The following is a 26,330-nucleotide window of genomic DNA, read 5'->3' as shown; positions in this document are numbered from 1 at the left end:
TATGTATTGTGTATGTAAAGAGCATGTAGAGCTGGCTATTGATAAATTCGTAGACGATTATGAAGATGCGCCGGATATGGTGGATCTGGACCGGACTCAGTTTGCGGACTGGGACCCGCCGCGCAAGTGCGATCTCTGTGAGCAGAGAGCGGAAATTCTGCTGGTGTGAGCCGGTTAGGACAACAGGTCCACAACAAGAAACCCGCGGTCAGGCCGGTTGGCCTGATGCGCGGGTTTTCCTGTATCATCATGCATTATGGAGTAGTTGTCGTGTCTTGGGATGTGCCTTCTTCCGTAATGCCTTCTCCCTCAGGGGAGTCGATATCCACGTCCGGCGTATCCACGTCAACATCTGGTGTTGTAACGTTCACGTCGGGAGCCGTTGCGTCAGTACCTGGTTCAGTCGTGCCAGCATCAGGCGTTGTAGTGCCGGCATCTGGTGTTGTTGTGTCTGGAGTAGGAGTAGTCGTATCCGGTGTGACGACATTCTCGTCTTCGACCACGACGTTGTTGTTCTCGGCATTACCGCAAGCAGCAGCACCGAATACCAGTGTAGCACCCAGGACAGCAGTCAGCGAAGACTTAACCCATTTCTGTTTGTTCATGTTTGTACCCCTTTCGAAATCCAAATTGTTGTTGGCAGTTGTGTGCGCTTCTGTAACGTTAATACCCTTGCAGGGGAGCATTATAAACGTCTGAATGAATTAGAAAAGCTTCATGATTCTAACGTTTGCATCGCGAGAAGGCTGGGGAAGACATATAGTTAAGGTAATTAGTGGGGGCTTATGGCGGGTGGGTAGGCTGCTCGATTATAACGGGAGGAGCATTACGAATGCATGTGCAAATAGCAGCGGTTGGGAAGCTGAAGGAAAAATATTTGGCGGACGGCATTGCGGAGTATGCGAAGCGTCTGAAGCCTTACATAAAGTTTGATGTGATTGAGGTGCCGGATGAGAAGGCGCCGGAGACGATGAGTGCAGCGGAGGAGGCACAGGTCCGCGAGCGGGAGGGCGAACGCCTGCTGGCCCAGATCAAGCCGGATGCACATGTGGTCGCCCTGGCCATTGGCGGCCAGCTGTGGTCATCCGAGGATCTTGCCGCCCAGCTGGACAAGCTGGGCACCTACGGCAGCAGCCACGTCGTATTCGTCATCGGCGGCTCCAACGGCCTCGGCGAGAACGTACTGAAACGCGCCCAGCAGAAGCTCAGCTTCGGGCGTATGACCCTGCCGCATCAGTTGATGCGGCTGGTGCTGACCGAGCAGGTGTATCGGGCGGTGAAGATTAATCGGGGTGAACCTTATCATAAGTAGGGCGAATTTTTCTAGAGTTCACAAAGAAAGAGTGGGGATGCTCTCCTCACTCTGATGGAATCTGGTTGAAAGGGGGAATCATCATTGCTATTATACCTGCCTGACAAGGGCCGTTAGTTTTTGGACAAAATGCCCTTTTTAGCGCTCATGCAAAATGCTCATATTTAGAAAGTGAATAGAATTACTTAAATACACCAAATAGACCACCTTTAAGGGCTATTCGACCTTTTTTACAGAGACAAATTGATTGTACCACACCGGCGTCCCTTGCGGGTGAACACCCCCAGGCGTTTCCTCATCATACTGTTACTGGATTGGATTCACGATATAGTCCGGTCGTTCGCCGATCAACACACGAGCCACGTTCTGTGCCGTTTTGCGCTTGAGCTCATTTTGTGATTCTTCCGAATACCAAGAAATATGGGGGGTCAGAATCACATTGTCCATGCTCAGTAGCGGATTGCTCTCGTCGATGGGCTCCTGTTCTACTACGTCTAAACATGCGCCGGATATGGTTCTCTCTTGAAGCGCCCGAATTAATGCCTCCTCCTGAATGATAGGGCCTCTTGCCGTATTTACAATGATGGCTCCTTTCTTCATCCGTCGGAACTGCTCCTCGCCGATCATGCCTCGGGTGCTTGCCAAGAGCGGCGCATGTACGGAAATAAAATCGGACTGTGCACAAAGTTCATCCAATTGTACCAGCTTAACTTCGAAGCTTTCGGCCACTCCTCCAGGAATGAATGGATCGTAAGCGATCACTCGAAGACCGAAGGCCTGCGCTTTCCGCGCGACTTGCTGAGGGATTCGGCCAAAGCCAACCAAGCCGAGAACAAGCCCTCTTAAGCGATATATAGGAACGCCTATCTTGTAATCCCATTTGCCCTTTTGGATCGCTTGATGCAACGGTATGATTTTTCGGGCTCCGGTTAGGAGCAGAGCGAGCGCATGGTCGGACACCTCGTCGATACAGTAGTCAGGAACGTTCCCGACAATAATTCCTCTATCCGAGGCTGCCTTCACATCGATCGTATCGACGCCGATCCCGTAACGAGAGATGACTTTGCAATGCGGCAAGTTTTCAATGACGTTCCGAGTAATAGGAGCATACTGACTAATTAAGCCGTGAGCATCTTTCGCGGCTTCAATGACCTCCCGTTCGGTGTGGCACTGCGCTGGAATTAGCTCGATTCCAAGGGGTTCGAATACTTCCCGCTCCGGCTCGAGGTTCTCGTATTCATAATCCGTCACCACTACTTTAAGGGTCATCGATGTTCCTCCCTAAACATATCGTGTACACTGAGATTACAGAATCAGGAAAGGGTTTACCGCGTTCCGCCAAGGAATGTCGCAACGACTTCTACGGCCTCCTCCGCCTCCTCCCCGACCCCTTCGATCGTGACCCCGTCGCCATTATTGAGACGCAGATTGATCAATCCCAAAATGCTTTTAAGATTGGCTTCTTTATAGTGAACCCCTTCGTTCTTCTTTATCATCACTTCGGAATTAAATCCGGTTAATATTTTTCCTAATTCAGCGATCGTCTTATCCTCCGACAACCGAATGACAATTTTTTTCGTAGCCATTCCGATGCCCCCTTATCCGAAAATTCGTGGAACAATGAGTATCATCCATGGCACGAACAACATGACAAGCATGCCGAAGATGAGCACAAGCACAAACGGGAAAATGGATTTGGACACTCTTTCAATAGATAAGCCCGAAATCCCAGACGCAACGAACAAATTCACGCCGAGCGGAGGAGTCATCATACCGATCTCGGCCCCGATGACAAGAAGAACCCCGAAATGGATCGGATCTACACCCAACTGCATCAGTACAGGTAAGAACAGCGGTGCTAAAATGATGATGATCGACAACGTCTCCATAAATGTGCCGATAAACAAAATCAATGCTGTGACCAACAGCAGTAACACATATTTGTTGTCGGATATGTTTGTCAACGCGGCGGCTAGCATGTTCGGCACTTGGTACATGGTAACTAACTTGCCGAATGCGGTCGCGGTCCCCAGTATAACCATGACGGAACCAGTGATCATGGCCGAAGAGATTAGGGTTTTGGGAATCTGCCTCCAGTTCAATTCTTTATATATGAATAGACCTACGAACAGCCCGTAGACAACGGCGATGACTGCTGATTCCGTCGGGGTGAAGATGCCGCTGTATATACCTCCTAAGATAAGAACTGGCGCGAAAAGCGCCCATTTGGCATCCCAGAGTGCCTTCATGAAATTGGTGAATTGAAAAGCTTGGCCGGTACCAGTATATCCTCTTCGTCTCGACGTGACATAAATCAGCATAATCATCAGAAATGCTAGGAAAAACCCGGGCACGAATCCGGCTAGAAACATATCGCCAATGGATACTCCGGCAACAATGCCGTAAATAATCATTGGAATGGAAGGAGGGATAATGATGCCCAACCCTCCGCCCGATCCGGCTACTGCGGCAGCGAAATCCTTACTGTATCCGTGCTTTACCATGGCTGGAATCATTATCGAACCGATCGCTGCGACCGTCGCCGGACTTGATCCGGAAATGGCGGCGAATAAGGAACAAGCTAGAATTGTCACAATGCCGAAGCCCCCGGTTACGTTGCCCATGGCCTCCTGCGCGACATGAATGATTCTTTTGGATAAACCGCCAGTCTCCATTAGAGCGCCCGCTAATATAAAGTAAGGAACGGCCATCAGAGGAAAAGAGTCAAGGGCAGTAAACGATTGTTGGGCGATAAACGCGAGCGGAATGCCCCCGACGAATAAAGTAACCAAGGTGGCGATCCCAATGGCGAATGCGATCGGAATACCTATTAGTATACATACGATAAGAGATATGCCTAATACGATAGGTGGCGACACGGTCAGCCCTCCTCAATGACTCTTCGTAATTTTTCCTCGTCGGAAATCTCATCATTTCCGCGAAAACGCGCATAGATGCCTTGTGCAACGCGAAGCGCGATCAGCCCGAAACCGACAGGAATAATGAAATAGATCCAGCCCATAGGCAATTGTGCGGCAGGCGACAGCTGCCCATGCCCCATGATCATTTGCATAATATTAAAACCTAGGAACGCTACAACAACCGCATAGGCGATCCACAGTACATCCGATACGAGACCGACCCATTTGGACAACCCCCGAGGGAGAAACTGGTCGATCAACTCGACCCGAATGTGTCGACGATGCTTCGCAGCCATGGCAGCGGACATGTAGACGAGCCACACGAATAAAAAACGAGAGATCTCCTCCGACCACCCAAGCGATAAGTTTAGGACAAAGCGCGACAGTACTTGTACAAAGGTGAGAATGACCATAATAGAAAACAATATGACGCAGACCGTTTCTTCCAATTGCTCGTCGATTTTTCGTATGAACCTCACTTCTATGCTCCTCCCCAAAATAAGAAAAGCAGGAAACAGAGCATGTCTTATGTTTCTGTTTCCTACACTCGATTTATTGGCTTGCTTCCGTAATGGCTGCTCGGACTTTCTCGACGGTATCTTTCCCAATATTATCCGCAAACTGATCGACGATCGGTACAATGATCGATTCCAACTCGGCGCGGGCTTCGGGGGAGATTTCTGTCACGGTCATGCCTTCCGCTTTAAGCTCTGTCAAATATTGCTCGTTGGCTTCTCGGTTCAACTGACGCTCGAGCGTACCAGCTTCTAATGCCGCCCGCTTCAATAACTCCTGCTGCTCTGGAGTGGAATCATCCCAGAACTTCTTACTTAACATGACGACAAACGGGCTGTACACGTGCTTCGTCAGCGAGATATGCTTTTGAACCTCGTAAAACTTTTGCAGATAGATGGTCGCTATCGGATTTTCTTGCCCATCTACTGTTCCTTGCTGTAGTGCAGTAAACAATTCGCTGAAGGCCATTGGCGTCGGGTTAGCCCCTAAAGCTTTGAATGCCGCCAAATGCAGTTGATTTTCCATCGTGCGGATTTTCAGACCTTTAAAATCGGATGCCGTCCCGACTGCCCTAACATTATTGGTCAAGTTACGGAAACCGTTCTCCCAATACGTCAGACCGATTAAATTTTGAGCCGGTAATTTATCTAATAGCTGTTGAGCGATCTCGCTCTCCAGGAGTACCTTGTCCGCCACTTCTTCGCTGGGCATAAGGAACGGAATGTCGAATACCGTGAAATCCGTTACGAAATTTCCGATTGGAGCGGTCGAAGGAATTGTCATCTCTTGCGTGCCCAACTGCAATGCTTCCATCATTGTTCGATCGTCGCCCAATTGTCCGCTATGATACGTTTCTACTTTAATCGCTCCGTTGGACTCCGCTTCGACGATTTCCTTAAAGCGTAACAACCCTTTATACTGAGGATGCTGATCATTCAAGCCGATCCCGGCACGAATAATACGCTGCTTGGCCTCGACAGGAGCTTCCGCTTGGTTTCCGTCATTAGCTGCATCCGGCGGTTGTGCTTGATTATTCCCTCCGCACCCCGCAATTGTGAGTATCATAAGCGAAGCTGCAAGAATTCCACTAAAACGCCGATTCATAACCACGTCTCCTCAATCATCAGTTTTTGAAGGTAGTCATTCTGTGTTCCCTGTTTGAAACAGGACTTAACCTAAAGGTAGAATGTCCAGTGACGATTTTCTTATGCACATTTTTCCCTTTTGCTGAGGGGCCGCTCTAAAAATAAAAGAAGCACGCCCATAAGAGCGTGCTACCCAAAATTCTTTCGATCACAGGATGTCGAAATACCGAACCTTCACACGACCCTTAAGCATCAAGTGTTGTATCCAACTAATCACTTGGTTCGAGAGCCCTGTAGAATGGGCTAATCTAGATCTGACGGAGAATGAGCGAATACGACAGGTAGCACGTAGTGTTTATGCATTGGTAGAGTGGAATTGTCCTTCCGAGACCTATTTAGGTTCAAGTTCCCCTTCCGGTTATCTCTACCTGATGGTAACCCTACGATACGATATACGAATTGGAAGAAGGCATAATGATAGAATTTCTCGTATCTAAGTTATGTCTAGAACTAGAGCGGATATTAGTTGATAAATGCGTGTTAGAATCGAAAATATTCGTTGAGTATACAATGATATTTAGTATTTAAATATCCCTCTTTAGCTATAGCTCTTACAATTATAATGCCGCGGCAAAGAAACTTCGCTGTTAGCCCCGTTACGGTGAACCTTACCACAAGTAACGGCGAAAACTCTAATATTAACCAATTCCAGGCGTTGCTCGGAAGCGAGGGGGAGGAGAGATAGAACGCTTCATATCAAGGATTCCTTAATTTCTTTTACACTGTTATTTGATGTAGGGTCAGCTCTCATTCTGTGCAAGCAATGAATCATTTTCATTATATACAGAAGACTTTTTTATAAACCAACTCAGCACCAAAATAAGTAGGGCGAGAATAAATTCAATCCAAAAAACCGTTTGTAAACCAGCAACCACGATTTGTGTTTTCTCATGCATGGCAGTGGGATCGAGCGAGTGGTGAAGATAACGATCGGTTCCGGATGACATAATGCCGACGAACAAAGCGATGCCTATTCCACCAGCAATCTGTTGAAGAGTATTGTATATGGCTGTGCCATGGGCGACTAGATGGCGCGGTAGTTGATTTAACCCAGTTGTCTGAGCCGGCATGACGACGAACGATATGCCTAAGAATAAGAGGATATGACTGAAAAGAACGGACCCTTGCGCAGTATTATTGTCGATACTGGCAAATTGCCATAACGATATGGCGATCAGGAGCAATCCGGGCACGATGACGAATCTAGGCCCGAATTTATCGAATAGTTTTCCTGTCACCGGCATCATCATTGCGTTTAAAATACAGCCGGGCATCAGAAGTAAACCTGTCGTAAACGCTGTCAACTGCATCACATCTTGCATATATATTGGCAGCAACGTCGTGGTGGAGAATAGAACCATCATAAGGACGACTACCAATACTGCTACCAAAGAAAAAGTGGGATGCCGAAATACGGAAAGATCAATCAAAGGCTCTTTGATCCTGAGCTGCCGCCATACAAGCAAGAGCAAGAAGAGGCTGCCTATGCCAATTAAACTGTAACCCTCGGGTTCAGTCCAGACAGTTGTTCGGCTGAAGCCGTAGATGATGCAACCGAAACCGATGGTTGACATGACGATGGATAAGAAATCGATCCTTGGCTTGGTTAGTTCTGTCACATTTTTTAAGTACATGAATGCAAAAATAATCGAAAACAAAGCGACAGGAATCACCATATAGAATAGCCATCGCCAGTGTAAAGTATCGATGACCAGACCCGATAAAGCTGGCCCGATGACCGGGGCAACCATAATGACCAGCCCCATGAGACCCATGGCCGCACCCCGGCGTTCTATAGGATAAAGAGCGAGAATCGTATTCATCATCAACGGGATTAATAATCCTGTTCCGCTAGCCTGAACAACCCTACCTATCAGCAAAATTTCGAATCCAGGGGATATTGCACACAAGCAGGTACCTGCTAAAAATAACGCCATAGCAGACATAAACATCTGGCGAGTCGTGAACCATTGCTGCAGCAATGCGGTCACCGGCACCAGTACGCCGATTACGAGCATGTAACCTGTCGATAACCATTGTATGGTCGAAGCAGCAACATTGAATTCCCGCATCAATCCAGGGAATGCATTGGTAAGTAAATTCTCGTTAAGGAACGCTACAAATGCACCTATGAGTAGCGCGGTTAACATCGGACCTCGTTTCATTCCAATTGCATCGCGAATCTGCTTGTTCATTCTTTACCTCCCGAAAGTTCTTTTCGCTCTGGCCTTGGCACCGAGTTGCCAGCACGTCGTGCAAATTATCCTGCATCATCTTCTTATCGACCTGAATAAAATTTTACGTGAAACCAAATGATTTGGAAAATGCGAAACCGCTTCTCATTCCCAGAAGAACATTCATATTCCGAAAACAATAGGGGGTATCTCCGGCTATGTCGCTCATTTGTACAGTATCTCTTGACAGGATGAGGTTTGGGGATTATGATATCGTACCGGTTAACTCAATAAGGTAAATAAATATAAAAAGGCCGACTTTTCGAAGTGCCTCGGCACCGAATCGTCAGCCTGTCGTGCAGATTATGAAAAAAAATCCACAAGAATATTAACTAAGGAGTATGCCGTAGCAGTTCCTGTAGCATTTTTCGCCGATACACACGTTACGGGAGAAGTCTAACCATACGATTTCACAATTTGCGAAGAGGCTCCAACCTTGACTTGAACGGATCGTACCGGATGAGCGTGGGGAATTTCCCTGCGCCTTTTTTTATTGATCTAATACGAATGGAGTCCTCGTACAGGAGGAACCCACTTGTTAACGATAAATTGCCAAAACGTAAATACAACGCCGCTCAGCTGGTCCTGGAGAACGTAACTTTTGAGCTGAATGACGGTGAAAAAGGGAAGATAAGGAACCCGTGCTAGTGGTTGCCCAAATTCCGCTTAATCGCGCGACCAGTCCCGCCGCAGCGAGAACAACTCCCGCAGCGCATCCGTCGATAGCTCGGTAATCCAGCTCTCCGAGCTGGAGATCACATTGTCGCTTAGCTGCTGCTTGTTCTCCAGCATCTCGTCGATGCGTTCCTCAAGGGTGCCGAGCGAGATGAATTTATGCACCTGCACGTCGCGTGTCTGGCCCATCCGGTAGGCGCGGTCGGTCGCCTGGTTCTCGACGGCCGGGTTCCACCAGCGGTCGAAGTGGAAGACGTGGTTCGCCGCGGTTAAGTTAAGCCCGACGCCTCCCGCCTTTAGGGAAAGGATAAACACGTTCGGCTGCTCGGATGCCGGAAGGCCGCGGGACTGAAACCGTTCGACCATCCTGTCCCGCTGCGTCTTCGGCGTGCTGCCGTTCAGGTACAGTACGGGCTCGCCCAGCTCGCGCTGCAGGACATCCTGAATCATTTTGCCCATGCCAATGTATTGCGTGAAGATGAGGCAGCGCTCGTCCGCCTCGCGCAGCTCCTTGACCATCGCTAGCAGCCTTTCGAGCTTGGAGGAGCGGGCGACGATCGCCCCCGTATGTAGAGGGCCATCCTCCAGCTCCGCTCCCGTATCCTCATCCAGCAGAGCCGGATGGTTACATGCCTGCTTGAGACGTGTCAGCGCTCCGAGAATAGCGCCTTTGCGCTGGATGCCGTCGAGCTTCTTCAGCTTCTCGAGCAGCTCCTTGACACAATTGTCGTACAAGGCAGCTTGCTCGGAGGTAAGCGGAACATACGTCTTCATCTCGTTTTTGTCCGGCAGGTCGAGCTGGATGGCGGGATCCTTTTTTTTGCGCCGCAGCATGAACGGTTTTACCAGCCGCTTTAGCTCAGCCGTGCGACGCCCGTCCTGTTCGCGCTCGATCGGGGCTGCGAAGCGGTCCTGGAACGCCTTGGCGGAGCCGAGGTAAGTGGGCACGGTAAAATCGTAGATGGACCATAGCTCCGCGAGCCGATTCTCGATCGGCGTCCCGGTGAGCGCAATGCGATGAAGCGCGGGAAAGCTCTTGACCGCCGCGGCCTGCCTGGTCCCGGCGTTCTTGATATTCTGGGCTTCGTCCAAACAGACAGCTCCCCATTGGAAAGCGGCCAGCGTTTCCTGGTCCAGCGAGGCGGTGGCATAAGAGGTCAGTACGACGTCAACGCTGCGTGCCTCGTTCCGGAACGCGACGCCGCTCTTACGCCCGGAGCCGTAATGCATGGCCACCTTCAGCGATGGGGCGAAGCGGGAAATCTCCTTCTGCCAGTTGCCGAGTACGGACGTAGGGCAGACGATCAGCGAAGGGAGCCGGAGCCTATCATCCGCCTGCTCCTTGGCGTGCAACAGGTAGGCAATCAACTGGACCGTCTTGCCAAGTCCCATGTCGTCCGCGAGACAGGCCCCGAGCCCGAAGCGGCGGAGGAAAGCCAGCCAGGCGAACCCATCCTGTTGGTAGCTGCGCAGCTCGGCACGCAGACCGGCGGGCGGATCGAGCCTAGGCCATTCGCTCTGTTGATTAATCTTGGCGAACAGCCCGGTCAAGTGCGCATTGAGTTCGACTTCGAGTTCAACGCGGGCTGCATCGGACCCGAGAATCTCTACACTGGCGTCCGTTGCACCGCCATCCGCCTCGCCCTGGGAGAGCAGATGCAATTGCAGCACATCCTGGAAGCTTAATCCCTGGCTCTTGTCCATGCCTTCCATCATGCGGCGGATCTGGGCGATCAGCGCCGGGTCGAGCACGATCCAGCGGTCCCGGAACTTCACGAGACGCTCCCCTCGCGCCAGCAGCTCGTCGAACTCCTCCTCGTTCAGATCGGCGTCGCCGATGGAGATGCGCCAGTTGAAGCTCAGAATCGCATCCAGACCGAACAAAGACTTGCCGCCGCCCCGTTTCTTGGAATCGTCCTCCGACTGTACCGCTGCGCGCAGCCGCGGCTTCTTGCGGCTTGCGGCTTCCCACCATGCGGGCAGCAGGACCTGCCATCCGGCTTCGAGCAGCCGGCGGCTGTCCTCGTTCAGGAAGCGCCAGGCCGCCTCGTCGTCAAGCGGCTTGCCGAGCACGTCCTCGCCGCGCGCCAGCCGTTCGTGCGGAAGGCTAACCCGCAGCCGCTGCAGCCAACCGTCCGAGCGGCTCCGAATAGCTTCCGCCCATGCGTCCGGCCACTTGCCTGCCGCCGAGCCGTCGTCGCCGAGCCGTACTGTTCGAAGCTTAGCCGGATCGCTCTTGTCCTGCAGCACGAGCCGCAGCCGCCAGCGGGAGTGCTCGTCGCCCTCCCACGGCTCCATTAGCTGCAGCAGGGGGCGGAACGGCGCGACATCCGTTTTCCAGCCGATCTGCACAAGCCAGGTCTCGTCGTCGAGTCCAGCCGTCGTGGCTGCTGCGTTCTCGCGCGCGAACAGAGCCGGGAATTCCCGGCGCAGATCCGCTTCGTCCGACTCCGTACCGTAGAAGCGGCTCGTTATGGCCGCCGAGAAGGCCGCCATTAGCCCGTCGCGCGCCTCATCGCTCCAGCTGCCGCGCTCCAGGTCCAGTTCGTCGCGGCGCGCTTGTCCGAAGGTCGCGCCGACCGCAGCCGCATCCCAATTCCAGCGCAGGGAGCCGCTGCGGTAAGCCGCAAGGTCGGGCGCGTACAGCCCTTTCTCCAGGCACTCACCCAAGAGCGGCGCTAAAGCAGCCAAGCGCGCGGCATCGTCTTCCCACTTCCACTCGATATGCTCCAGGTGCTGCCCCGAGGCGAAGAAGGCAATGACCTCGTCGGCGGGCAGCACGACGGCCTCGAGCTCCCCGACTTTGACGAGCTCCAGCTCGGTGCCATAGAAGGACGGTTCGTGCCAAGCGAACAGGCGATGCTTCAATTGAAGTCCGGTCCATTCTCGCAGCGAATCCGGGTCCGCGAAGAACAACGCGTCGCCATGCGACGTCAGCACCATTCGAACCGCGGTGGTCTCGCGGTTATAAGTAGTAGTCTTCATCATGGAATTAGTCCTCCTCTCCGCAGCTCCTCCTGGAGGGCCCGCAATCGGCTATACCGGCTGGCGAATGTCTCGATGTATGCCTCCCACCGCTGCACGCGCTTCAGCTTCTTGTACAGCTTGGCCAGCCGTTTGAGCAGCTTGACCGCCCGCTTGTAGCCGTCGCGGTTTTTTAACAACACGTATTTCTCGACGCCTTGGTGGTAAAAAGGCAGCAGCGTTTCCGGCGCCTCCTTCTCGATGGGCTGCAGATCCTTCGCTCGAAAGTCGAGCGGATCGCTGCCGAGGCTAAGCTGGTAATCGATCCACTGCCGCCAACGGCCATAGCTCATCAGTTTCTCCTCGTACAAGCTGCTGCAGTAGGGAGGCAGGCTCGTAATTGCGCTCCACATTCGTTCTTCGGCCTCCGGCAGTCGCGTGATGACGGCATCCCAATAGCGGCCATACTCACCTAGGCTGCCGGGGCTGAGTCCAACTTGCTCGTTCGCGCAACGACTTAGCCAGGCTTCAAGCCGGGTCCATTCGTTATTCTCCTCCAGCTGGCGCAGGAAGCGAAATACCTGCCCGGGCTTTAGCCCATGCCGCTCTGCAGCATCCAGCAGCCGCCAAGCCTCTTGATCCTCACCTAGCCAGAAGCACATCCAGGCTAGGGCGACGAGCGGGAAGAGTTTGTTTTCCATGCCGGGTCCCTGGGATAGATGCGCCAGCTCCTCCTTGAGGAGGCGAGGGCTGTCCGCAGCGGATGAAACCAGGATCAGCCACAGCTCCACGTAGATATCCAGATAGGCTGGAGGGGACCATGCATTCGCGGTTGCCTTATCACGAATATATGCAGCCGTCTCCAGCAGCCGCCCCTGTTGCTTGACCGGGATCTCCGGCGGCAGGCCGTTATGGATGTGACTCTCGATGGCATGCAGCGTCTCGGATGCCGCCATCTGGGCGAAGTAGCCCAAGTGGCGGCCGGTCGATTGCTTGCGGAGCAAGAACAGGTCGACGTTCAGCTCGAACAGCCAGGCTTCCTCAGGTGTGAACTCCGACATGAAGGGGCGCACCATGGAGCGGACCTCGGTACCATAATTTTTGTCGTACGGGGTGTCCGCCGCTTTCCGGGCGCAGCTGGCGATCAGATCCTGCCACTGGACAACGCTAAGCCCGATTGGTGAATTCGAATCCATTATTGTCATGATGGAACATATTCCTTTCTTGAGCTTGGCCGCTCGTGAATCGGTTCCTTCATTATAACGATAAATGGTCAAGACGGCATACAGCCCAAAGACCATTGATCTAGGACCAATTAAAACGCCGGCTTAAAAAAGTTGGCTTCGAAGGAGAAATACGTAGTCAAAAGATAGAATCTCTATCTGGTGACAACTCTCGAAGTGAAGTCAGTTAGCATTAAAACATGATGATGGTGGAAAAATATTAACGTCGAAACGTGGTTTGTGCGAATTCCCCTCTGAACGAATAATGTATTTCAAGCGACGCAGGATGTTGCCGCCATTTTCCCCAATTATAGGCGGTTCGATGATACAATAACGGGACAAGATTACGGCGGGTATGGAGGGATGCGCATGGAAAATAATTCAGGTCGAAACAAAGAGAACTCTCTTTCTAATTCCGAAGATAATCAAGAACATGAGAATGACCACCCGTATGCGGACGAGGAGTGGGACTTTGAGTCGGAAGAGGAGGACGACGACGGGGGTTCATCGGCCAACCGATGGAAGCGGATCAAAAGGACGATTCTATTCCTGCTCGTGGCCGCTCTAGTCGGAAATATAGTGGCCTTCTGGCCGCAAATCTACAACATGAAGACGCTCCCCCTCTTGTTCGGGTCGAAGAAATTATCCAGACAAGCTGAAATACAAAGCTATAAAGAAGCGGTTGTTACAGTCAGCACGGACAACGGCAAGGGCACTGGGTTCCACATTAACGGCGGCTACATTGTGACCAATTATCACGTCATCGAAGATAGCGGCTATATTATAGTAAAATTCCCGGAACAAAGTCAGAGTTATAAAGCGGAGCTATCGGGGAGTGATCCCGATCTGGATATCGCCATACTGAAAGCGGACATCGGGGATGAGCGGCTGCCATTTATTAAAGTCGAGCGAGACAACGAGCAGTGGGGGCCGGATGAACATATCTACGTGATTGGCAATCCGCTTCATTTCACGCAAATCGTCATTGAAGGCGCTATTATCGGCTTGGTCCCGATCCAAGGCCGCCAGACGCCGGTCATGGCTCTTGATGCGCCGATCTATAACGGAAATAGCGGTTCTCCCGTCATTAACAAGCGTGGCAAAGCCATCGCCGTTGTATTCGCCATTGCCGAGGTCCAGCATCAAGACCAGTTGATAGAGGCCGGTTTGGCCGTACCGATTGCCGACATGGAGACCTTGCTGCGAACTTCGCTGCCGCCAGTAGAATAAAAACTAAGTAAGGGTGATAGCCATGAGCGTCATACGCGGAGAACGTCACGAAGTAGTATGAAGGGTCCATGATCTTTCGCGATATTTATTTTCGAATATGCCAGGGGAACGTATCGGCCTGATCGGACGAAATGGTGCGGGAAAGTCGACAGCCGTATCACAAATAGTGGTATAGCGGAAAGTTGAATTCAATGTTGAAATAGACAGGAGGTTGCTATGATATTGGGGAGATATGGGGCCGACAGAGAGCATCTTCAGGAAGATATAATGAATTTGATGGTACCTATAGATGGTGGGACTATTGAATTGCGTGATTATATTAACACGAACAAATGGATTAGTTCTGATTACACTTTAGGAGATCCTGGGAGAGGAACTGATCGGAAGGTTATTACATGGACTGAAACGATTAAACCTTTCTATGTAATGAAGTATCCGATAACACAGCATCTGTATCATTTTGTCATGGATGATGATGTTCTAGAACCTGTTGCGAATGACCTGCCCATTACGGAAGTTTCATGGCTAGATTCGCTAGTCTTTTGTAACAAATTGTCCAGGATTCTTGGCAGGGATGAATGCTACACAATCACAAACGAAAGTGTGAATACGATATATAACAAATCAGCGAACGGCTTTCGATTATTAACAGACGCTGAATGGCAGTATGTGTGCAAAGCGGGAACAAAGGGATACCGGTACGAGAGTATTGATAAGATTGCATGGTACCAAGAAAACTCCAATGGCTCGGCTCAACCAGTCGGAAAACTACTGGCAAATCCATGGGGGCTATGCGATATGATAGGGAATGTTTGGGAATGGTGCTGGGACCTATATGATATAAAGCGATATGGGGATTATAGAGTTTTTCGGGGAGGCAGTTGGGCTGAAGTTGAAAACAACTGTGGTTCTACGACTAGAAGAAAAAGCATGCCGAATTTTAAGATAGACGACCTTGGCTTTAGAATAGCATGCGGAAGGTAATAATGATTACATATCGGGGGACGCATATAGAATTTTTATTTAATTTGTGCTTTACCATTAAGTTTCACTGAACCGTATCACAAATAGAGCGAAATGATTAAATCAGAAAGCCCTTCAATCTCGAAGGGCTTTTAGCATTTCTTGTATTTAAGTAAGTACTTAAGTAACTAAGAGAAGCCTTTGATAACAGAAACAATGATTATAGTAACAACAGCTGCCATTAACATCTGAAAAATAAATTTGGTTGCTTTAGAGTTCATATGTGTTACCTCGCATTCATTTATTTATATTTACTTGTCAAAGCGACGCTTTCCGTAGATGAATATGGCTAGAATTACCGAGCAAATCGTCCATAGGAGCATATTTAGAAGATTCCATTTAATTTCTGTAAAACCGCCACTGCCTTGTAAACTCATAAGTGCGGTCGAGAAGTTTTCTGTAGGTAAATAAGAAATACTCTTGGTGATAATGGGGCTATCAAACATAGAGCTTAACATCGATCCATAAGTAAAGATGATGAGAATAGGCAATCCTACAATGGAGGTTTCCATGACCGTACGTGAGATGAGTCCAATAATGGTACCTAACGATATGAATATGATCAGTGATAATAAAACCATAATAGAAAAGAAAAATAGTTCGGGAATGTTAATTCCACTGATGAAGATAGAACCAATGACGACAATTAACGTAATAATCGCAGATAAAACGCTTTTACCAATCATAATTTCTAGCGTTGAAGCAGGTGAGAGTAATAGGACACGCAAGGTGCTTCTTTCCTTCTCTTCTGCCATCATCGATGCTTGAACAAATGCGCCAGTCATAACTAATGCAAGGTTGATCGGCATACTCAGCATGCTGCTGTCATCCGTACTCATACGAGATAGCATGGCTGCAAAGCCTAATGGCAGGAGTATGGAAACTAATATGTATGAGTTTTTTAATAAGTCTTTCCAATCCTTCGTAATAATCGCTCGTACTCTTCTCATCGAAAATGTCATTGGAGCGCCCTCCCAGTTAGTTTGATGAATATATCCCCTAAAGTTGGTTCATTAGAATGAATCGTAAGCAGCTCTCCATTATTCATGTAATCTCTAATAGCGTAAGATCCGGCCTCATCCAGACCTACGGTTACAGAGCTACCGTTCTTTAATAGAATATTAATGGTTGAGTCACCGTGTTTCACTCGCAGGCTTTGAGGTGTATCCAGCTCTAAAATTGTTCCATTATGAAGAAATGCAACCCGATTGCAGAGATCCTCAGCTTCTTGCATGTCATGAGTGCTTAGAAAAATTGTAGTTCCTTCCTCATTCAATTTCCGTAAGACAGTATGAATCTGCTGTTTATTGGTAGGGTCAAGAGCTGAGGTCGGTTCGTCCAGGAACAAAAGCTCTGGCTTATGTAAAATCGCCCGTGCTAATGTCACTCTTTGCTTCATGCCTTTGGATAGCTGCTTTACAGCTGTTTTCTTATCTTGAAGGAGATTTACCTCTTCGAGCACTTCTTCAATGCGTTTTACATCCACATTATATAACTTGCAAAACAGCTCTAAGTTATCATAGATCGTAAGTCGATCATACAAACCACTATTATCGGTAAGAATACCAATCCGTTTCATTTGTTCGGAATCCTGCAGGTTACGTACGTCGCTTCCAAACACCTTAACCGAACCAGATGTGTGTAAAAGTTGAGAGGTTAATATTTTTACCATGGTTGTTTTACCCGAACCGCTTGGGCCAAGAAATCCAAAAATTTCACCACGGTTAATTTGAAAGCTGACTCCATTTAGAGCCGACTTATTAGCAAATGCTTTCGTTAATTGGCTCACTTCAATCTGATATTTCATTTGGGCTGCTCCTTTACATGTTGTTCTCGTCTTGCAGCACCAACATTAAAGGAAATCCCGTAACCGCGCAGTATTTCAAGGATAAATAGAGTAAATACAGGGTTGAATGATGCGATTTTAAGGGTGAATGATACAGCGTTTTATACGACAATTTGGAGCTTTAGATGCCTAATATGGTCTTTAACTCGTCAAGCTTGCCTTTGGAAAGCGGTATCGAGCTTTTCTTATTATCATCTAAAATAAGGCTGAAGCTGTTTCGTGTCCAAGTAATGACTTCACGTACTTTCTGTAAATTGACGATGTAGGACCGATGGCAGCGGAAAAAGCCGAAGGCTTTTAGTTTTTGCTCGAGCTCGTTTAAAGTAAACGTGCAGGGGAATGTTTCTCCCTTTACATGAAGCATGGAAATCCCATCGCTGCTTTCAATGAAATTGATTTCTGTAGGGTCGAATAAGATGATCTTATCCTCCACCTTAGCAGGAATTTTTTCTACACGAACGGGTTGAATTTCAATTTGAACCGGCGAAGCCGGCTGAATTGCAGCTTCAGATTGTGGCATCTGTTGCTCGGTTACAAGCAGGTGATCATCACCATCGTCAGGCTGCTCAATAGCAGCTGCAACAAGTTGGTCGTCAGTCTGGTTATCCGTTTCAGGCTGGTCGATAACTTCTATCTTTTTGAGTTCGTGTTCATTTAATCTGTATACTTCATTGGTAATAGAAATGGCATCAGCCAGATAGGAAGTTGTGATTAGAATGGCCTTTCCTTCATTACGAAGCTCAGAGATTAATGCCCGAATAATGATATGGCTCTCAATATCTACGTTCTGTTCAGGTTCTTCTAATATAAGGAATGAAGGATTATGTATAATGGCTCTTCCTAGCTGCAAACGTTTCTGTTCAGAGAAACTTAACGTAGAGAGCCTGCTGTTTCGATGATCGAGCAGCCCTATTCTTCGCAAGACTATATCAATTGTATCTGTTGTCCCATACAGATCCTTATAAAAAGTAAGATAGTCTTTCACTTTTAAGCCATTATAGATTCCATCGTTTAAGAGGGATATGCCTATTTTATGTGCCTTCTGTTTGAATTCATGTCGCAATTCAGCCGCCTCGAATAGTACTTGTCCGCTTGAAGCAGGAACGGCACCGAGAAGCAGCTGGATAAGTAAATTCCCTAACTCATTGTTACATTGGATCACAACACATTGACCACTTCCAATCTCAAGATTAATCTCAGGAAGTAATAATGTGTTTCCTTTTCTCTTTACCAATTGACTGATCGTAAGTAATGACATCGTTTCTACCTCACACTCTATGATAATTAACTCTTATATAAAAAATATCTTTTAAAATCCTTCTCATTTTCCGAAAATAAATAACCAGTGTATTCAAGTAGTGATATGAATGTCACATCCATCACACTAAACCTTAACATAAGTAGGGTATCAAAGGAATGAAGAAGGCGTTGTATGGAGATTTATCTCACCGGTTGAGGAAGCCATTCTGCCGATCTTCTAAACTGAATGAGGAAAGGAGATGAGATCAAGTGGAGGCGCTTTGGTTGCTTCGGCTGCTTCGGCCGGCGATTGACTACGTTGAATAAGATTTACAATCTAACTTGGAGATCGATGATATCGCAACATCCGCGATGTTGTCAAAGTTCCATTACCAAAGGATGTTCCATGCATTGACGGGCATGAACTATCGAATTATTGAAGAAAAGGCTTCAACCGCAGTTGGCAAGGCCGTTATTGTTAAAGAGCCTTTCGTGGAAATACCGGCCTTCGTAGAGGGGATTTGGAAAAATGGGACACCCCACTTCGATCGGCAAGAATGATGTTTTGCGCCGTGTTTAACGGCAGCTCCTGCAGCAGGTGAATAGCTTCTCGAACGTTTCGGGCTTTCTCTAACAGATAACGTACAACCATAAGGAAGTTTAATCCCGGCTTGGTCTTTACGGAAGCGACGAAGGTCATTCCGACAGCAAGCCCATGTTCGTCCATCCCGTCTTCTTTCCCAATGAGAGCATCGCCCTAACCAACGAACATATATCCGGATGTTGGCCGATACAAGCAGCTCTCCGTGATAATTTTCAACTGTGTAAACATGTCACGATTACGGGCAAAGATGATATCCTCTCCCACTTGGAAACAGAAGCATGTACATCCGTAGGCTTCTCCAAAGGACCCGAGATTAAGCAAGAAAGCGGCAAAGGTGTCATATGATATCCGCAAGCCGTCAGCCATTCCGCGAATTTCCTCGGCAATCTCAGGGTATACGGCTTTACAGATTCCTCCGATTCAAGTCCGAATCGAAGCTGGTTCTCGTCAAGCGCGAGGAACCCGTCGAACCGGATTTTACCATTAAGTTTCACTGAACCGTATCATAAGTGATGGCAAGTTTCTGACACTACACTGGACACTCTTTCATAATAAAGAACACTCGCCGTTACGGAGGCGAGTGTTCTTCTTATATGCCAATTCCAGGTAGCAGCTGCTTTACAAGGTACATACCCCTCCAAAATTCGATCAAGCCCATCTAGTAATCGTATCTACTGGTAAACGGTAGGATAGATAGCCTTCTTTACTCGCTTTGCCAATCGAAAGCAGCATGACTGGCTGGAAGCGCTCTTTGTCCATGCCAAAAACCTCCGCGATTCGCTCCTTGTCATAACCCGCCATTGGATTGGTGTCATATCCGTGGGCTCTAGCTACCAGCATCAGCTGCATTGAAACAAGACCAGAGTCTAGCATGTTTATGTCGCGCAGAGCAGCTGGAGTCAGGCTCGCATAATATGAATTTGCCTGCTGCAGCTGCAATTCCATGATGTCCTGCGGCATGTAGCCAAGTTCTACTGATTTATTGAAAATTTGGTCCATATATTCAACATTGTTAGCATCATAAAATACCGCAATCACAGCCGAAGATGTCAAAACTTGTGTCTGGTTGAAGGAGGCTAGGGGCGCAAGTTTTTGTTTTCCTTCGTCGCTGTCGATCACAAGGAAGCGCCAGGGTTGCATGTTAATGGCAGATGGGGCACGGGAAGCTTCCGCTAATATTTCGCTCATTTCCTCCCGACTGATTTTTACTTCAGGATCGTAGACTTTAACGGAACGACGTTCCAAAACGATTTTGTTGAAGTCGTTTGTTTTGTGGTAGTTGCCTGTATGGATACTCATGCAGGTTTCTCTCCTTTTTCAGTTGAATTTGGCAATGATGTTACTCATCACTGCTAGTAAGATGGTAAACTATGAAGTAAACTTTATAGCAAGCGCCAAAACGGGGTGATGGTTATGAAGATAAGTGAAAGTAGCAAGGAGTATTGATCTTCCGATTTCAACAATCCGTTATTATGAGCAAATTGGCATTATCACGGATGAATACGTAGTAAGGGATCAAAATAATTATCGGGTATATACTTCAGACATCATTCATCATTTGAACGTTGTTAAACATTGTTTGGCCGTTGGCTTTTCGATTCGGGAAATTCAATCCATGATCTCGAAGAACGGAATATCAAAGGATGAGCATGTAAACCTGATACAAAAGAAAATTGCGGAGATTGAAGCCGCTCAACAAAAATTGAATGAATCTAAGCAAAAGCTGTATGACATTCTCTCGTCGAATATTATATGTGAAAAAGGGTTTGGGAAATATTAATGTTAGAGCACTGACGTATGACCGGTCACCTCGCGCCTGGAGTCAGGAGGAGTGTCCCGATTGTAAAGTACACGAGAAATTCGCTGATCTCCCGCAATACATGCAAGCCAAACGTTGTTTAAACAAAGGGGTTTATATATGGAAGAGTTAAGCTTTCAAGATTATAGATTAAGCGGGGATATTCTCCGCGCCTTGGATAGCTTGGGGTATCAACGTCCCACGGAAGTCCAAGGGGCCGTGATCCCCTCTGCGCTCGAGAAGAAGGATATGACCGTCAAATCCCGTACGGGAAGCGGGAAAACGGCAGCTTACGGGATCCCGATCTGCGAAATGGTGGAGTGGGAAGAGAATCGGCCGCAGGCTTTGATCTTGACACCAACGCGCGAGCTTGCCGACCAGGTTAAACAGGACATCATGAATATAGGCAGATATAAACGAATCAAGGCAATCGCGATTTACGGGAAGCAGCCTTTTGCCAGACAGAAGACGCAGTTGACGTATAAAAATCATATTGTCGTCGGTACGCCGGGCCGGGTGATGGATCATATCGAGAAACAAACCATCGACTTGGAGCAAGTGAGGTTTCTTGTCATTGACGAAGCCGATGAAATGCTGAACATGGGATTTATTGAGCACGTGGAGAAAATCATCCGCGAGCTGCCCAAAAATCGCATGACCCTGTTGTTCTCCGCGACGCTGCCCAAAGATGTCGAGAGTTTATGCCACCGGTATATGAACGATCCGTTGGATATTGAGGTGAAGACCGAAGGGAAAGCAACAAGTCTAATCGAGCATTCGCTCTATATGGTAAAGGACGAGAACAAGCTTCAGTTACTCCGGGCTGTCACGGTGGTCGAGAATCCGGACAGCTGTATTATCTTCTGCCGAACGCAGACTCGGGTTGAGGTTGTTTTTAAAGAATTAGAGAAGCAGGGATACTCCTGCAACCGGATCCATGGCGGAATGGAGCAGGACGATCGCACGAAAGTGATGAATGCGTTCAAGCAAGGGGAATTCCGCTACTTGATTGCGACGGATGTAGCCGCAAGAGGGATTGATATCGACAGTATCAGTCATGTCATCAATTACGACATTCCACAAGAGAATGAAAGCTATGTACACCGGACAGGCCGAACGGGAAGGGCAGGCCACTCCGGGAAAGCGATCTCCTTCGCGACGCCGACGGAAGAGAAGTTTGTTCACAACATTGAAAGATATATCGGATTCGAGATCCCAAGGAAAACAAGTCCTGCCAAAGAAACCGTGACACAGGGGAAGGTCGCTTTTGAAGCGAAGATGAGGAAGCAGACAGCTGTAAAGAAGGACAGGGGCTCCCGCTTAGGTCAAGGTGTCATGAAGCTGTATTTTAACGGCGGCAAGAAAAAGAAGATGAGAGCTGTAGACTTTGTCGGCACCATAGCCAAAATTGAAGGCGTCTCGCCGGAGGACATCGGGATTATTACAATCGAGGATAATGCCTCCTATGTAGATATTCTCAACGGCAAAGGCCGCCTGGTTCTTCAGATGATGAAGGAGACAACGATTAAGGGAAAACTTCTTAAGGTTCAAGAAGCGAACAGGATGTAGGGTGGAGCAAATAGGCATACAGATGTTGGGACGGCCGGAAGAAAGCATTAATCACGGTTTGCAATTCAATAGTCTAAACGCATCTGTCCTAGAGCTGAAACTTGTACAAGTGCTGTGCCTGACTGCGAGAGATCCATTTAGGGGCATGCTTCATGAGGTGGTTTCTGACACTGGTGAATAGGAAGCTCTCGGATTGTGCCATTTTTCCTATCACTGTTTTTCCCTTTTGTCAAACGGGCATCAAAGCACCGCACCCAGACACTGCTTCAAGGAGGCCTGGATAATTCACAGTAACCGTGGATCCTCCAGAAAGTGGTTGACTGCTGCAATCCCTGCGTGCTATATTGTGCATACACGATATGCACAATGTAGGAGGGATAAAGAAGATGCTTGCATTAGACGTTCGGAACGTAAGCAAGAGCTACCCTAATTTTCAGCTTAGGAATGTATCATTTCAACTAGAACAAGGCTATATTATGGGCTTTATCGGCGCTAACGGCGCAGGTAAGACAACCACGATTAAATCGATTTTGAATATGACCCGTATGGATAGCGGAGAAGTTCATATTCTGGGGAAGAACATGGCGGAGCATGAAATCGAATTAAAGCAGGAGATCGGATACGCCATGGGCGGGGTTGATTTCTATACCCGAAGCAAAATGAAGACGCTGACCGACGTGGTCAAGAGGTTTTATGCCAACTGGGACGATGAGACATACCGTAACTATATGCGTACATTCAAGCTGGATGAAAATAAAAAAATCGCCGAACTGTCGACCGGAATGAAAGTGAAATACAACCTCGCCATTGCCTTGTCTCATGGAGCAAAGCTGCTCATCCTTGACGAACCTACTAGCGGGCTTGATCCCGTTGCAAGGGACGAACTGCTGGATATTTTCCAAGGTCTTGTCGCTGGCGGGGAGATCAGTATTCTATTCTCGACACATATCACTTCAGATCTGGAGAAATGCGCGGATTTCATAACCTTCATCGAAAATGGGCAAATTATTCGCAGCGTTGAGAAGGAAGAGTTCAAAGAGTCGTATCTCCTTCTAAACGGTGCTGCAAACCAGCTGAACCAGGTGAAGGACCGGTTGATTTCCTATAAAATCAATTCATTTGGATTCACAGGGCTGATTCATGCGAGCGATTACGATTCTGCCTGTGGCATAAAGGCTGCCATACCCAGCCTTGAGGAAATTATGATTTATTTCGCGAAGAAGGAGGATCAGTATGTATAACTTGATAATGAAAGATGTAAAATTAGGCGTACCCTTTTTCTATTTCTTATTTCCTGTATTAATAGGGGCTCTAATGCTCATTCCCGGCTGGATTTATTTCGTTGTCCTGCTGTATTTCTGCTGGATTACCATTCCGAATCTGTTCAATCAATTTAAAGCGCAGAACGATTTGATGTTTACGTCGATGATGCCCGTCACCAAACGGGATATGGTGAAAGCAAGAGTACTTGTTGTGATCGGCTTGGAGCTCTTGCATATCTTGATTGCCGCGATCTTTGGTGTATTCACGATGCTCTTGTACCCAAATCTCACGTACTTTTTCTTCCCGCCGAATATAGGCTTCTGGGGGCTAGGGATTGTGATGTTTGCGATTTTCAACCTTATCTTTATTCCTATGTTTTATAAGACTGCGTATAAATTCGGCTGGGCGCTGCTCGTCTCTGTTACGGCTGCCATGCTATTCGCCGGAGTTGCTCAATGGCTCGGAATTCAAAATCCAGTTCTATCTGATATTTTCTATGGAACCGGTGCCGGCCAGCTGCTGAATCAAACCATCATTCTGATTGCTGGAATCGTGATTTTCGCGGTATTCTCCTTCATTGCTTACCGGATCGCAGTCAAACGATTCATGCAAGTGGAAGTCTAATGAATATCGCAATCTCGAGCACATCGGAAAAACCGATTTATCAGCAGCTTTTTGAGCAGCTAAGCGCCCAAATTCTGAAAGGCGAGCTGGAGAACGGCTATTGTCTTCCGCCAATTCGACAAGCGGCCCAGGAGCTTAGCGTTAGCGTCATTACCGTCAAAAAGGCGTGGGAAGAACTGGAGAGACGGGGGTTGATCCATACCATAACGGGCAAGGGATGTTTTGTCGCCGAACTATCCGCAGAGCGGAAGCAGCAAATACGCAGCGACATGATTCTGGAGCAAATGGTTCATGACATCTCCTACTACAAATCCTTTGGTCTTACTTTGGATGAAGTGATGGAGATGTTGAAGAAGGTATATTAGGCGGGGGAGCTGTCGCGACAGCTCCTTTTGCTAATTATTCAAGCTATCATTGAATGGACGATTGAACCCTTTCATAATCAAGTAAATAGGGAAAATCAGTTCAAAAAGACCTCCTGGAGTAAAGAGCCATATAGGTGCAAATCCTGAGATAAGCATTATAATTGAATAGATCAATAAACAGAGATATCCTATAAACCCTAGTCCCATCATCCATTTTGGCGCTAACCTTTTCATCAGCAAATACCAACAATAATAGCTGCTAAATCCCCCAAGAGACAGCATAGCTAGTGAAAAGCAAAGCTCCCTGAGCTTGAGGATTGGTTCAATATTGGCTTGAGTTATTAATAACACACTTATTGCTCCCACTGCTAATAAAAATCCTTCTATAAACCTTGCAAACATATACCCTTTTATAATTGTCTTATTATATGACTTTAAGACTTTAAAACTCATCCAACCGATTATAACAACTGCAAAGCTATTAATTAATTCAAACACAATTCCTAATCTTGTGGAACCTAGTTCTAGATGGCCGTGTACCCCATTTTCAATCATCTGATTTCCAATTGCATAGGTGACAGTCGCTAATAAGAAACATAATCCAATAACTTTTTCATACGTTCTAAACTGTTTTTCCATGTTTTATCCATTCTCCCTTTAGTAAAAGAAGTGTTTAAATTTTCTGAAATTTATAGCGAAAAGGTGATTTGCGATGAATTACGTTGTAATTGGAAGATTAATTTTAGCCGAAACATTGAAAAAAATGACGGATATAAATGATGAAGAGATTTCAGATTTGATTACGCAAATACCTATACAAAAATATAAAAAGGGGACAGTCCTATTAAAACAAGGTGATAAACCAGATATGAGCCATTACCTTATTAAAGGTTGTGTTCGTCAGTATGTCAGTAATGAGAACGGAAAAGAAACCACAGTTGACTTTTATATAGATGAACAAGCGATCAATATGGTCAGTTATGCTGATGAGAAAGGTGACTCTATGTACAGTCTCGCATGTCTTGAAGACTGTATCATGGTATCATGTCCTGAAGTTATGACTCGTGACTTAGATAACACACAACCTGAATTCAGAGAAATGCTCAAAATTTTCTTCCAAAAGCAGTTCATTGACTTACAGAAAAATTTCGCAAGCTTTAAGGCACAATTACCTGAAGAAAGATTTCAAGCATTGGTAAAAAACCGTCCGGAACTTCTAAAAAGAATACCTCAAACTATTCTGTCAAGTTATTTGGATATCACCCCAGAAACCTTTAGTCGTTATAAGAAAACGCTGATGTGAATTTAGAATAGAATATAAATGAACGTTTTTCCTTGATTTGAATCAAGATTTCCAAGTTTTATTAATTCTTCTAGGTATATCAGGAGTAATGGGATAATAGGGTAGGCTGTTGGAGAGGTTACAACCCTTGTTTCGAAGTTATTCATTTACTTTGATACAGGCAGGTTTCGAGACGCAACTCTTCGATTCTGTGCAGCCCACATTAGCATAGGTATGGAGATCAGAAGACTGGCGACAACCGGCACAATAGAGCCCTCAAGCCCAAAATCGCCGCCTGTGAGAAGTGCGGGACCGTGTACCTTTACAGTGAATAGACCGGCAGCAGAGTGTCCAGAGACCGGGATGCCAAGCAAGCCTTCAACGGCATTCCAAGCAAAATGCAGTCCCATGGCAAACCACAAGTTCCGCCGCCACATGAAGGCGGCTCCGAGCAGAACACCTGCTTGCAGGGCTATGGCGAAAGCGCTCCATAATGT

28 protein-coding genes are annotated in these 26,330 nt (G+C 47.6%); 12 read left to right on the top strand and 16 right to left on the bottom strand.

Annotated features, from left to right (window positions below; translation table 11 throughout):
• Nucleotide 1 precedes the first annotated feature (1 nt).
• On the top strand, nt 2-169 hold the full coding sequence (locus L1N82_RS12860) for a CxxH/CxxC protein (protein ID WP_235287776.1): 168 nt from the start codon (nt 2-4) through the stop codon (nt 167-169).
• An 85-nt stretch (nt 170-254) separates the two neighbouring features.
• Here the strand turns inward: L1N82_RS12860 and L1N82_RS12855 are convergent, their stop codons facing one another.
• Nucleotides 255-605, bottom strand: coding sequence for a hypothetical protein (locus tag L1N82_RS12855; protein ID WP_235287775.1), 351 nt, complete (start codon nt 603-605; stop codon nt 255-257).
• A gap of 227 nt (nt 606-832) precedes the next feature.
• Here L1N82_RS12855 and rlmH point away from each other — a divergent pair, with 227 nt between their 5' ends.
• Entirely contained in the window at nt 833-1,312 is a 480-nt protein-coding gene (gene rlmH, locus L1N82_RS12850) for a 23S rRNA (pseudouridine(1915)-N(3))-methyltransferase RlmH (RefSeq protein WP_235287774.1), read from the top strand.
• 306 nt (nt 1,313-1,618) lie between these two features.
• On the opposite strand, the gene L1N82_RS12845 is transcribed toward rlmH, so the two are convergent.
• The 8 genes from L1N82_RS12845 to L1N82_RS12810 all read right to left on the bottom strand — a co-directional run bounded on the left by L1N82_RS12845 (nt 1,619) and on the right by L1N82_RS12810 (nt 12,963).
• Complete coding sequence (locus L1N82_RS12845) at nt 1,619-2,581, bottom strand: C-terminal binding protein (RefSeq protein WP_235287773.1); 963 nt, start codon at nt 2,579-2,581, stop codon at nt 1,619-1,621.
• Between the two features lie 56 nt (nt 2,582-2,637).
• Entirely contained in the window at nt 2,638-2,898 is a 261-nt protein-coding gene (locus tag L1N82_RS12840; protein WP_235287772.1) for an HPr family phosphocarrier protein, read from the bottom strand.
• A gap of 12 nt (nt 2,899-2,910) precedes the next feature.
• A complete protein-coding gene (locus L1N82_RS12835) occupies nt 2,911-4,191 on the bottom strand; it encodes a TRAP transporter large permease (RefSeq protein ID WP_328284482.1) in 1,281 nt (426 codons plus the stop codon).
• A 2-nt stretch (nt 4,192-4,193) separates the two neighbouring features.
• Entirely contained in the window at nt 4,194-4,682 is a 489-nt protein-coding gene (locus L1N82_RS12830) for a TRAP transporter small permease (RefSeq protein ID WP_235287771.1), read from the bottom strand.
• Between the two features lie 103 nt (nt 4,683-4,785).
• Nucleotides 4,786-5,853: a TRAP transporter substrate-binding protein gene (locus tag L1N82_RS12825; protein ID WP_235287770.1), complete on the bottom strand. Its 1,068-nt coding sequence runs from the start codon at nt 5,851-5,853 to the stop codon at nt 4,786-4,788.
• A gap of 781 nt (nt 5,854-6,634) precedes the next feature.
• Nucleotides 6,635-8,089 (bottom strand): MDR family MFS transporter, encoded by a 1,455-nt coding sequence (locus L1N82_RS12820; RefSeq protein ID WP_235287769.1) that lies wholly within the window; start codon nt 8,087-8,089, stop codon nt 6,635-6,637.
• A gap of 705 nt (nt 8,090-8,794) precedes the next feature.
• On the bottom strand, nt 8,795-11,788 hold the full coding sequence (locus L1N82_RS12815; RefSeq protein WP_235287846.1) for a DEAD/DEAH box helicase: 2,994 nt from the start codon (nt 11,786-11,788) through the stop codon (nt 8,795-8,797).
• A complete protein-coding gene (locus L1N82_RS12810; RefSeq protein ID WP_235287768.1) occupies nt 11,788-12,963 on the bottom strand; it encodes a hypothetical protein in 1,176 nt (391 codons plus the stop codon). Before L1N82_RS12810 ends, L1N82_RS12815 begins: the two co-directional genes overlap by 1 nt.
• Before the next feature lie 396 nt (nt 12,964-13,359).
• Between L1N82_RS12810 and L1N82_RS12805 the strand changes: the two genes are divergently transcribed.
• From L1N82_RS12805 to L1N82_RS12795, 3 genes are all read left to right on the top strand, one after another.
• Entirely contained in the window at nt 13,360-14,220 is an 861-nt protein-coding gene (locus tag L1N82_RS12805) for a S1C family serine protease (protein WP_235287767.1), read from the top strand.
• 97 nt (nt 14,221-14,317) lie between these two features.
• A complete protein-coding gene (locus L1N82_RS12800; protein ID WP_235287845.1) occupies nt 14,318-14,395 on the top strand; it encodes an ATP-binding cassette domain-containing protein in 78 nt (25 codons plus the stop codon).
• A gap of 41 nt (nt 14,396-14,436) precedes the next feature.
• Complete coding sequence (locus L1N82_RS12795) at nt 14,437-15,204, top strand: formylglycine-generating enzyme family protein (protein ID WP_235287766.1); 768 nt, start codon at nt 14,437-14,439, stop codon at nt 15,202-15,204.
• Between the two features lie 290 nt (nt 15,205-15,494).
• Here L1N82_RS12795 and L1N82_RS12790 read toward each other — a convergent pair whose 3' ends face one another.
• From L1N82_RS12790 to L1N82_RS23475, 3 genes are all read right to left on the bottom strand, one after another.
• On the bottom strand, nt 15,495-16,205 hold the full coding sequence (locus tag L1N82_RS12790; RefSeq protein ID WP_235287765.1) for an ABC transporter permease: 711 nt from the start codon (nt 16,203-16,205) through the stop codon (nt 15,495-15,497).
• Nucleotides 16,202-17,050, bottom strand: coding sequence for an ABC transporter ATP-binding protein (locus tag L1N82_RS12785; protein ID WP_235287764.1), 849 nt, complete (start codon nt 17,048-17,050; stop codon nt 16,202-16,204). Before L1N82_RS12785 ends, L1N82_RS12790 begins: the two co-directional genes overlap by 4 nt.
• Before the next feature lie 160 nt (nt 17,051-17,210).
• Complete coding sequence (locus L1N82_RS23475; protein ID WP_328284481.1) at nt 17,211-18,347, bottom strand: LytTR family transcriptional regulator DNA-binding domain-containing protein; 1,137 nt, start codon at nt 18,345-18,347, stop codon at nt 17,211-17,213.
• Nucleotides 18,348-18,670: 323 nt separating this feature from the next.
• Here L1N82_RS23475 and L1N82_RS12770 point away from each other — a divergent pair, with 323 nt between their 5' ends.
• Entirely contained in the window at nt 18,671-18,889 is a 219-nt protein-coding gene (locus L1N82_RS12770) for a hypothetical protein (RefSeq protein ID WP_235287763.1), read from the top strand.
• On the opposite strand, the gene L1N82_RS23595 is transcribed toward L1N82_RS12770, so the two are convergent.
• Together L1N82_RS23595 and L1N82_RS12765 are read right to left on the bottom strand one after the other, a co-directional pair.
• Nucleotides 18,807-19,028, bottom strand: coding sequence for a carcinine hydrolase/isopenicillin-N N-acyltransferase family protein (locus L1N82_RS23595; protein WP_407946752.1), 222 nt, complete (start codon nt 19,026-19,028; stop codon nt 18,807-18,809). The genes L1N82_RS12770 and L1N82_RS23595 overlap by 83 nt on opposite strands.
• Before the next feature lie 552 nt (nt 19,029-19,580).
• Nucleotides 19,581-20,231, bottom strand: coding sequence for a nitroreductase family protein (locus L1N82_RS12765; RefSeq protein ID WP_235287762.1), 651 nt, complete (start codon nt 20,229-20,231; stop codon nt 19,581-19,583).
• A 124-nt stretch (nt 20,232-20,355) separates the two neighbouring features.
• On the opposite strand from L1N82_RS12765, the gene L1N82_RS23470 reads away from it, so the two are divergent.
• The 5 genes from L1N82_RS23470 to L1N82_RS12740 all read left to right on the top strand — a co-directional run bounded on the left by L1N82_RS23470 (nt 20,356) and on the right by L1N82_RS12740 (nt 24,551).
• Nucleotides 20,356-20,712: a helix-turn-helix domain-containing protein gene (locus L1N82_RS23470; protein ID WP_235287761.1), complete on the top strand. Its 357-nt coding sequence runs from the start codon at nt 20,356-20,358 to the stop codon at nt 20,710-20,712.
• 138 nt (nt 20,713-20,850) lie between these two features.
• Nucleotides 20,851-22,299, top strand: coding sequence for a DEAD/DEAH box helicase (locus L1N82_RS12755; protein WP_235287760.1), 1,449 nt, complete (start codon nt 20,851-20,853; stop codon nt 22,297-22,299).
• Between the two features lie 386 nt (nt 22,300-22,685).
• Complete coding sequence (locus L1N82_RS12750; protein WP_235287759.1) at nt 22,686-23,540, top strand: ABC transporter ATP-binding protein; 855 nt, start codon at nt 22,686-22,688, stop codon at nt 23,538-23,540.
• Nucleotides 23,533-24,186 carry an ABC-2 transporter permease gene (locus tag L1N82_RS12745; RefSeq protein WP_235287758.1) on the top strand — a complete coding sequence of 218 codons (654 nt, stop codon included), beginning with the start codon at nt 23,533-23,535 and terminating at the stop codon, nt 24,184-24,186. Before L1N82_RS12750 ends, L1N82_RS12745 begins: the two co-directional genes overlap by 8 nt.
• Nucleotides 24,186-24,551 (top strand): GntR family transcriptional regulator, encoded by a 366-nt coding sequence (locus tag L1N82_RS12740; RefSeq protein ID WP_235287757.1) that lies wholly within the window; start codon nt 24,186-24,188, stop codon nt 24,549-24,551. Before L1N82_RS12745 ends, L1N82_RS12740 begins: the two co-directional genes overlap by 1 nt.
• Nucleotides 24,552-24,581: 30 nt before the next feature.
• On the opposite strand, the gene L1N82_RS12735 is transcribed toward L1N82_RS12740, so the two are convergent.
• On the bottom strand, nt 24,582-25,190 hold the full coding sequence (locus tag L1N82_RS12735; RefSeq protein ID WP_235287756.1) for a DUF4386 domain-containing protein: 609 nt from the start codon (nt 25,188-25,190) through the stop codon (nt 24,582-24,584).
• Between the two features lie 73 nt (nt 25,191-25,263).
• Between L1N82_RS12735 and L1N82_RS12730 the strand changes: the two genes are divergently transcribed.
• Nucleotides 25,264-25,854: a Crp/Fnr family transcriptional regulator gene (locus L1N82_RS12730; protein WP_235287755.1), complete on the top strand. Its 591-nt coding sequence runs from the start codon at nt 25,264-25,266 to the stop codon at nt 25,852-25,854.
• A gap of 146 nt (nt 25,855-26,000) precedes the next feature.
• Here the strand turns inward: L1N82_RS12730 and L1N82_RS12725 are convergent, their stop codons facing one another.
• On the bottom strand, nt 26,001-26,270 hold the full coding sequence (locus L1N82_RS12725; protein WP_235287754.1) for a hypothetical protein: 270 nt from the start codon (nt 26,268-26,270) through the stop codon (nt 26,001-26,003).
• Nucleotides 26,271-26,330 lie beyond the last annotated feature (60 nt).

Source organism: Paenibacillus tarimensis, from assembly GCF_021532315.1.
GTDB lineage: Bacteria > Bacillota > Bacilli > Paenibacillales > Paenibacillaceae > Paenibacillus_I > Paenibacillus_I tarimensis.
The sequence above is the reverse complement of the archived record's forward strand: the minus strand, read 5'-3'. Positions and strand labels throughout refer to the sequence as shown.

Coding starts and splice junctions, on each gene's coding strand:
- L1N82_RS12860 (WP_235287776.1), top strand. CDS start 2: ATGTATTGTGTATGTAAAGAGCATGTAGAGCTGGCTATTGATAAATTC.
- L1N82_RS12855 (WP_235287775.1), bottom strand. CDS start 605: ATGAACAAACAGAAATGGGTTAAGTCTTCGCTGACTGCTGTCCTGGGT.
- rlmH (WP_235287774.1), top strand. CDS start 833: ATGCATGTGCAAATAGCAGCGGTTGGGAAGCTGAAGGAAAAATATTTG.
- L1N82_RS12845 (WP_235287773.1), bottom strand. CDS start 2,581: ATGACCCTTAAAGTAGTGGTGACGGATTATGAATACGAGAACCTCGAG.
- L1N82_RS12840 (WP_235287772.1), bottom strand. CDS start 2,898: ATGGCTACGAAAAAAATTGTCATTCGGTTGTCGGAGGATAAGACGATC.
- L1N82_RS12825 (WP_235287770.1), bottom strand. CDS start 5,853: ATGAATCGGCGTTTTAGTGGAATTCTTGCAGCTTCGCTTATGATACTC.
- L1N82_RS12820 (WP_235287769.1), bottom strand. CDS start 8,089: ATGAACAAGCAGATTCGCGATGCAATTGGAATGAAACGAGGTCCGATG.
- L1N82_RS12815 (WP_235287846.1), bottom strand. CDS start 11,788: ATGAAGACTACTACTTATAACCGCGAGACCACCGCGGTTCGAATGGTG.
- L1N82_RS12810 (WP_235287768.1), bottom strand. CDS start 12,963: ATGGATTCGAATTCACCAATCGGGCTTAGCGTTGTCCAGTGGCAGGAT.
- L1N82_RS12805 (WP_235287767.1), top strand. CDS start 13,360: ATGGAAAATAATTCAGGTCGAAACAAAGAGAACTCTCTTTCTAATTCC.
- L1N82_RS12800 (WP_235287845.1), top strand. CDS start 14,318: ATGCCAGGGGAACGTATCGGCCTGATCGGACGAAATGGTGCGGGAAAG.
- L1N82_RS12795 (WP_235287766.1), top strand. CDS start 14,437: ATGATATTGGGGAGATATGGGGCCGACAGAGAGCATCTTCAGGAAGAT.
- L1N82_RS12790 (WP_235287765.1), bottom strand. CDS start 16,205: ATGACATTTTCGATGAGAAGAGTACGAGCGATTATTACGAAGGATTGG.
- L1N82_RS12785 (WP_235287764.1), bottom strand. CDS start 17,050: ATGAAATATCAGATTGAAGTGAGCCAATTAACGAAAGCATTTGCTAAT.
- L1N82_RS23475 (WP_328284481.1), bottom strand. CDS start 18,347: ATGTCATTACTTACGATCAGTCAATTGGTAAAGAGAAAAGGAAACACA.
- L1N82_RS23595 (WP_407946752.1), bottom strand. CDS start 19,028: ATGACCTTCGTCGCTTCCGTAAAGACCAAGCCGGGATTAAACTTCCTT.
- L1N82_RS12765 (WP_235287762.1), bottom strand. CDS start 20,231: ATGAGTATCCATACAGGCAACTACCACAAAACAAACGACTTCAACAAA.
- L1N82_RS12755 (WP_235287760.1), top strand. CDS start 20,851: ATGGAAGAGTTAAGCTTTCAAGATTATAGATTAAGCGGGGATATTCTC.
- L1N82_RS12750 (WP_235287759.1), top strand. CDS start 22,686: ATGCTTGCATTAGACGTTCGGAACGTAAGCAAGAGCTACCCTAATTTT.
- L1N82_RS12745 (WP_235287758.1), top strand. CDS start 23,533: ATGTATAACTTGATAATGAAAGATGTAAAATTAGGCGTACCCTTTTTC.
- L1N82_RS12740 (WP_235287757.1), top strand. CDS start 24,186: ATGAATATCGCAATCTCGAGCACATCGGAAAAACCGATTTATCAGCAG.
- L1N82_RS12735 (WP_235287756.1), bottom strand. CDS start 25,190: ATGGAAAAACAGTTTAGAACGTATGAAAAAGTTATTGGATTATGTTTC.
- L1N82_RS12730 (WP_235287755.1), top strand. CDS start 25,264: ATGAATTACGTTGTAATTGGAAGATTAATTTTAGCCGAAACATTGAAA.
- L1N82_RS12725 (WP_235287754.1), bottom strand. CDS start 26,270: ATGTGGCGGCGGAACTTGTGGTTTGCCATGGGACTGCATTTTGCTTGG.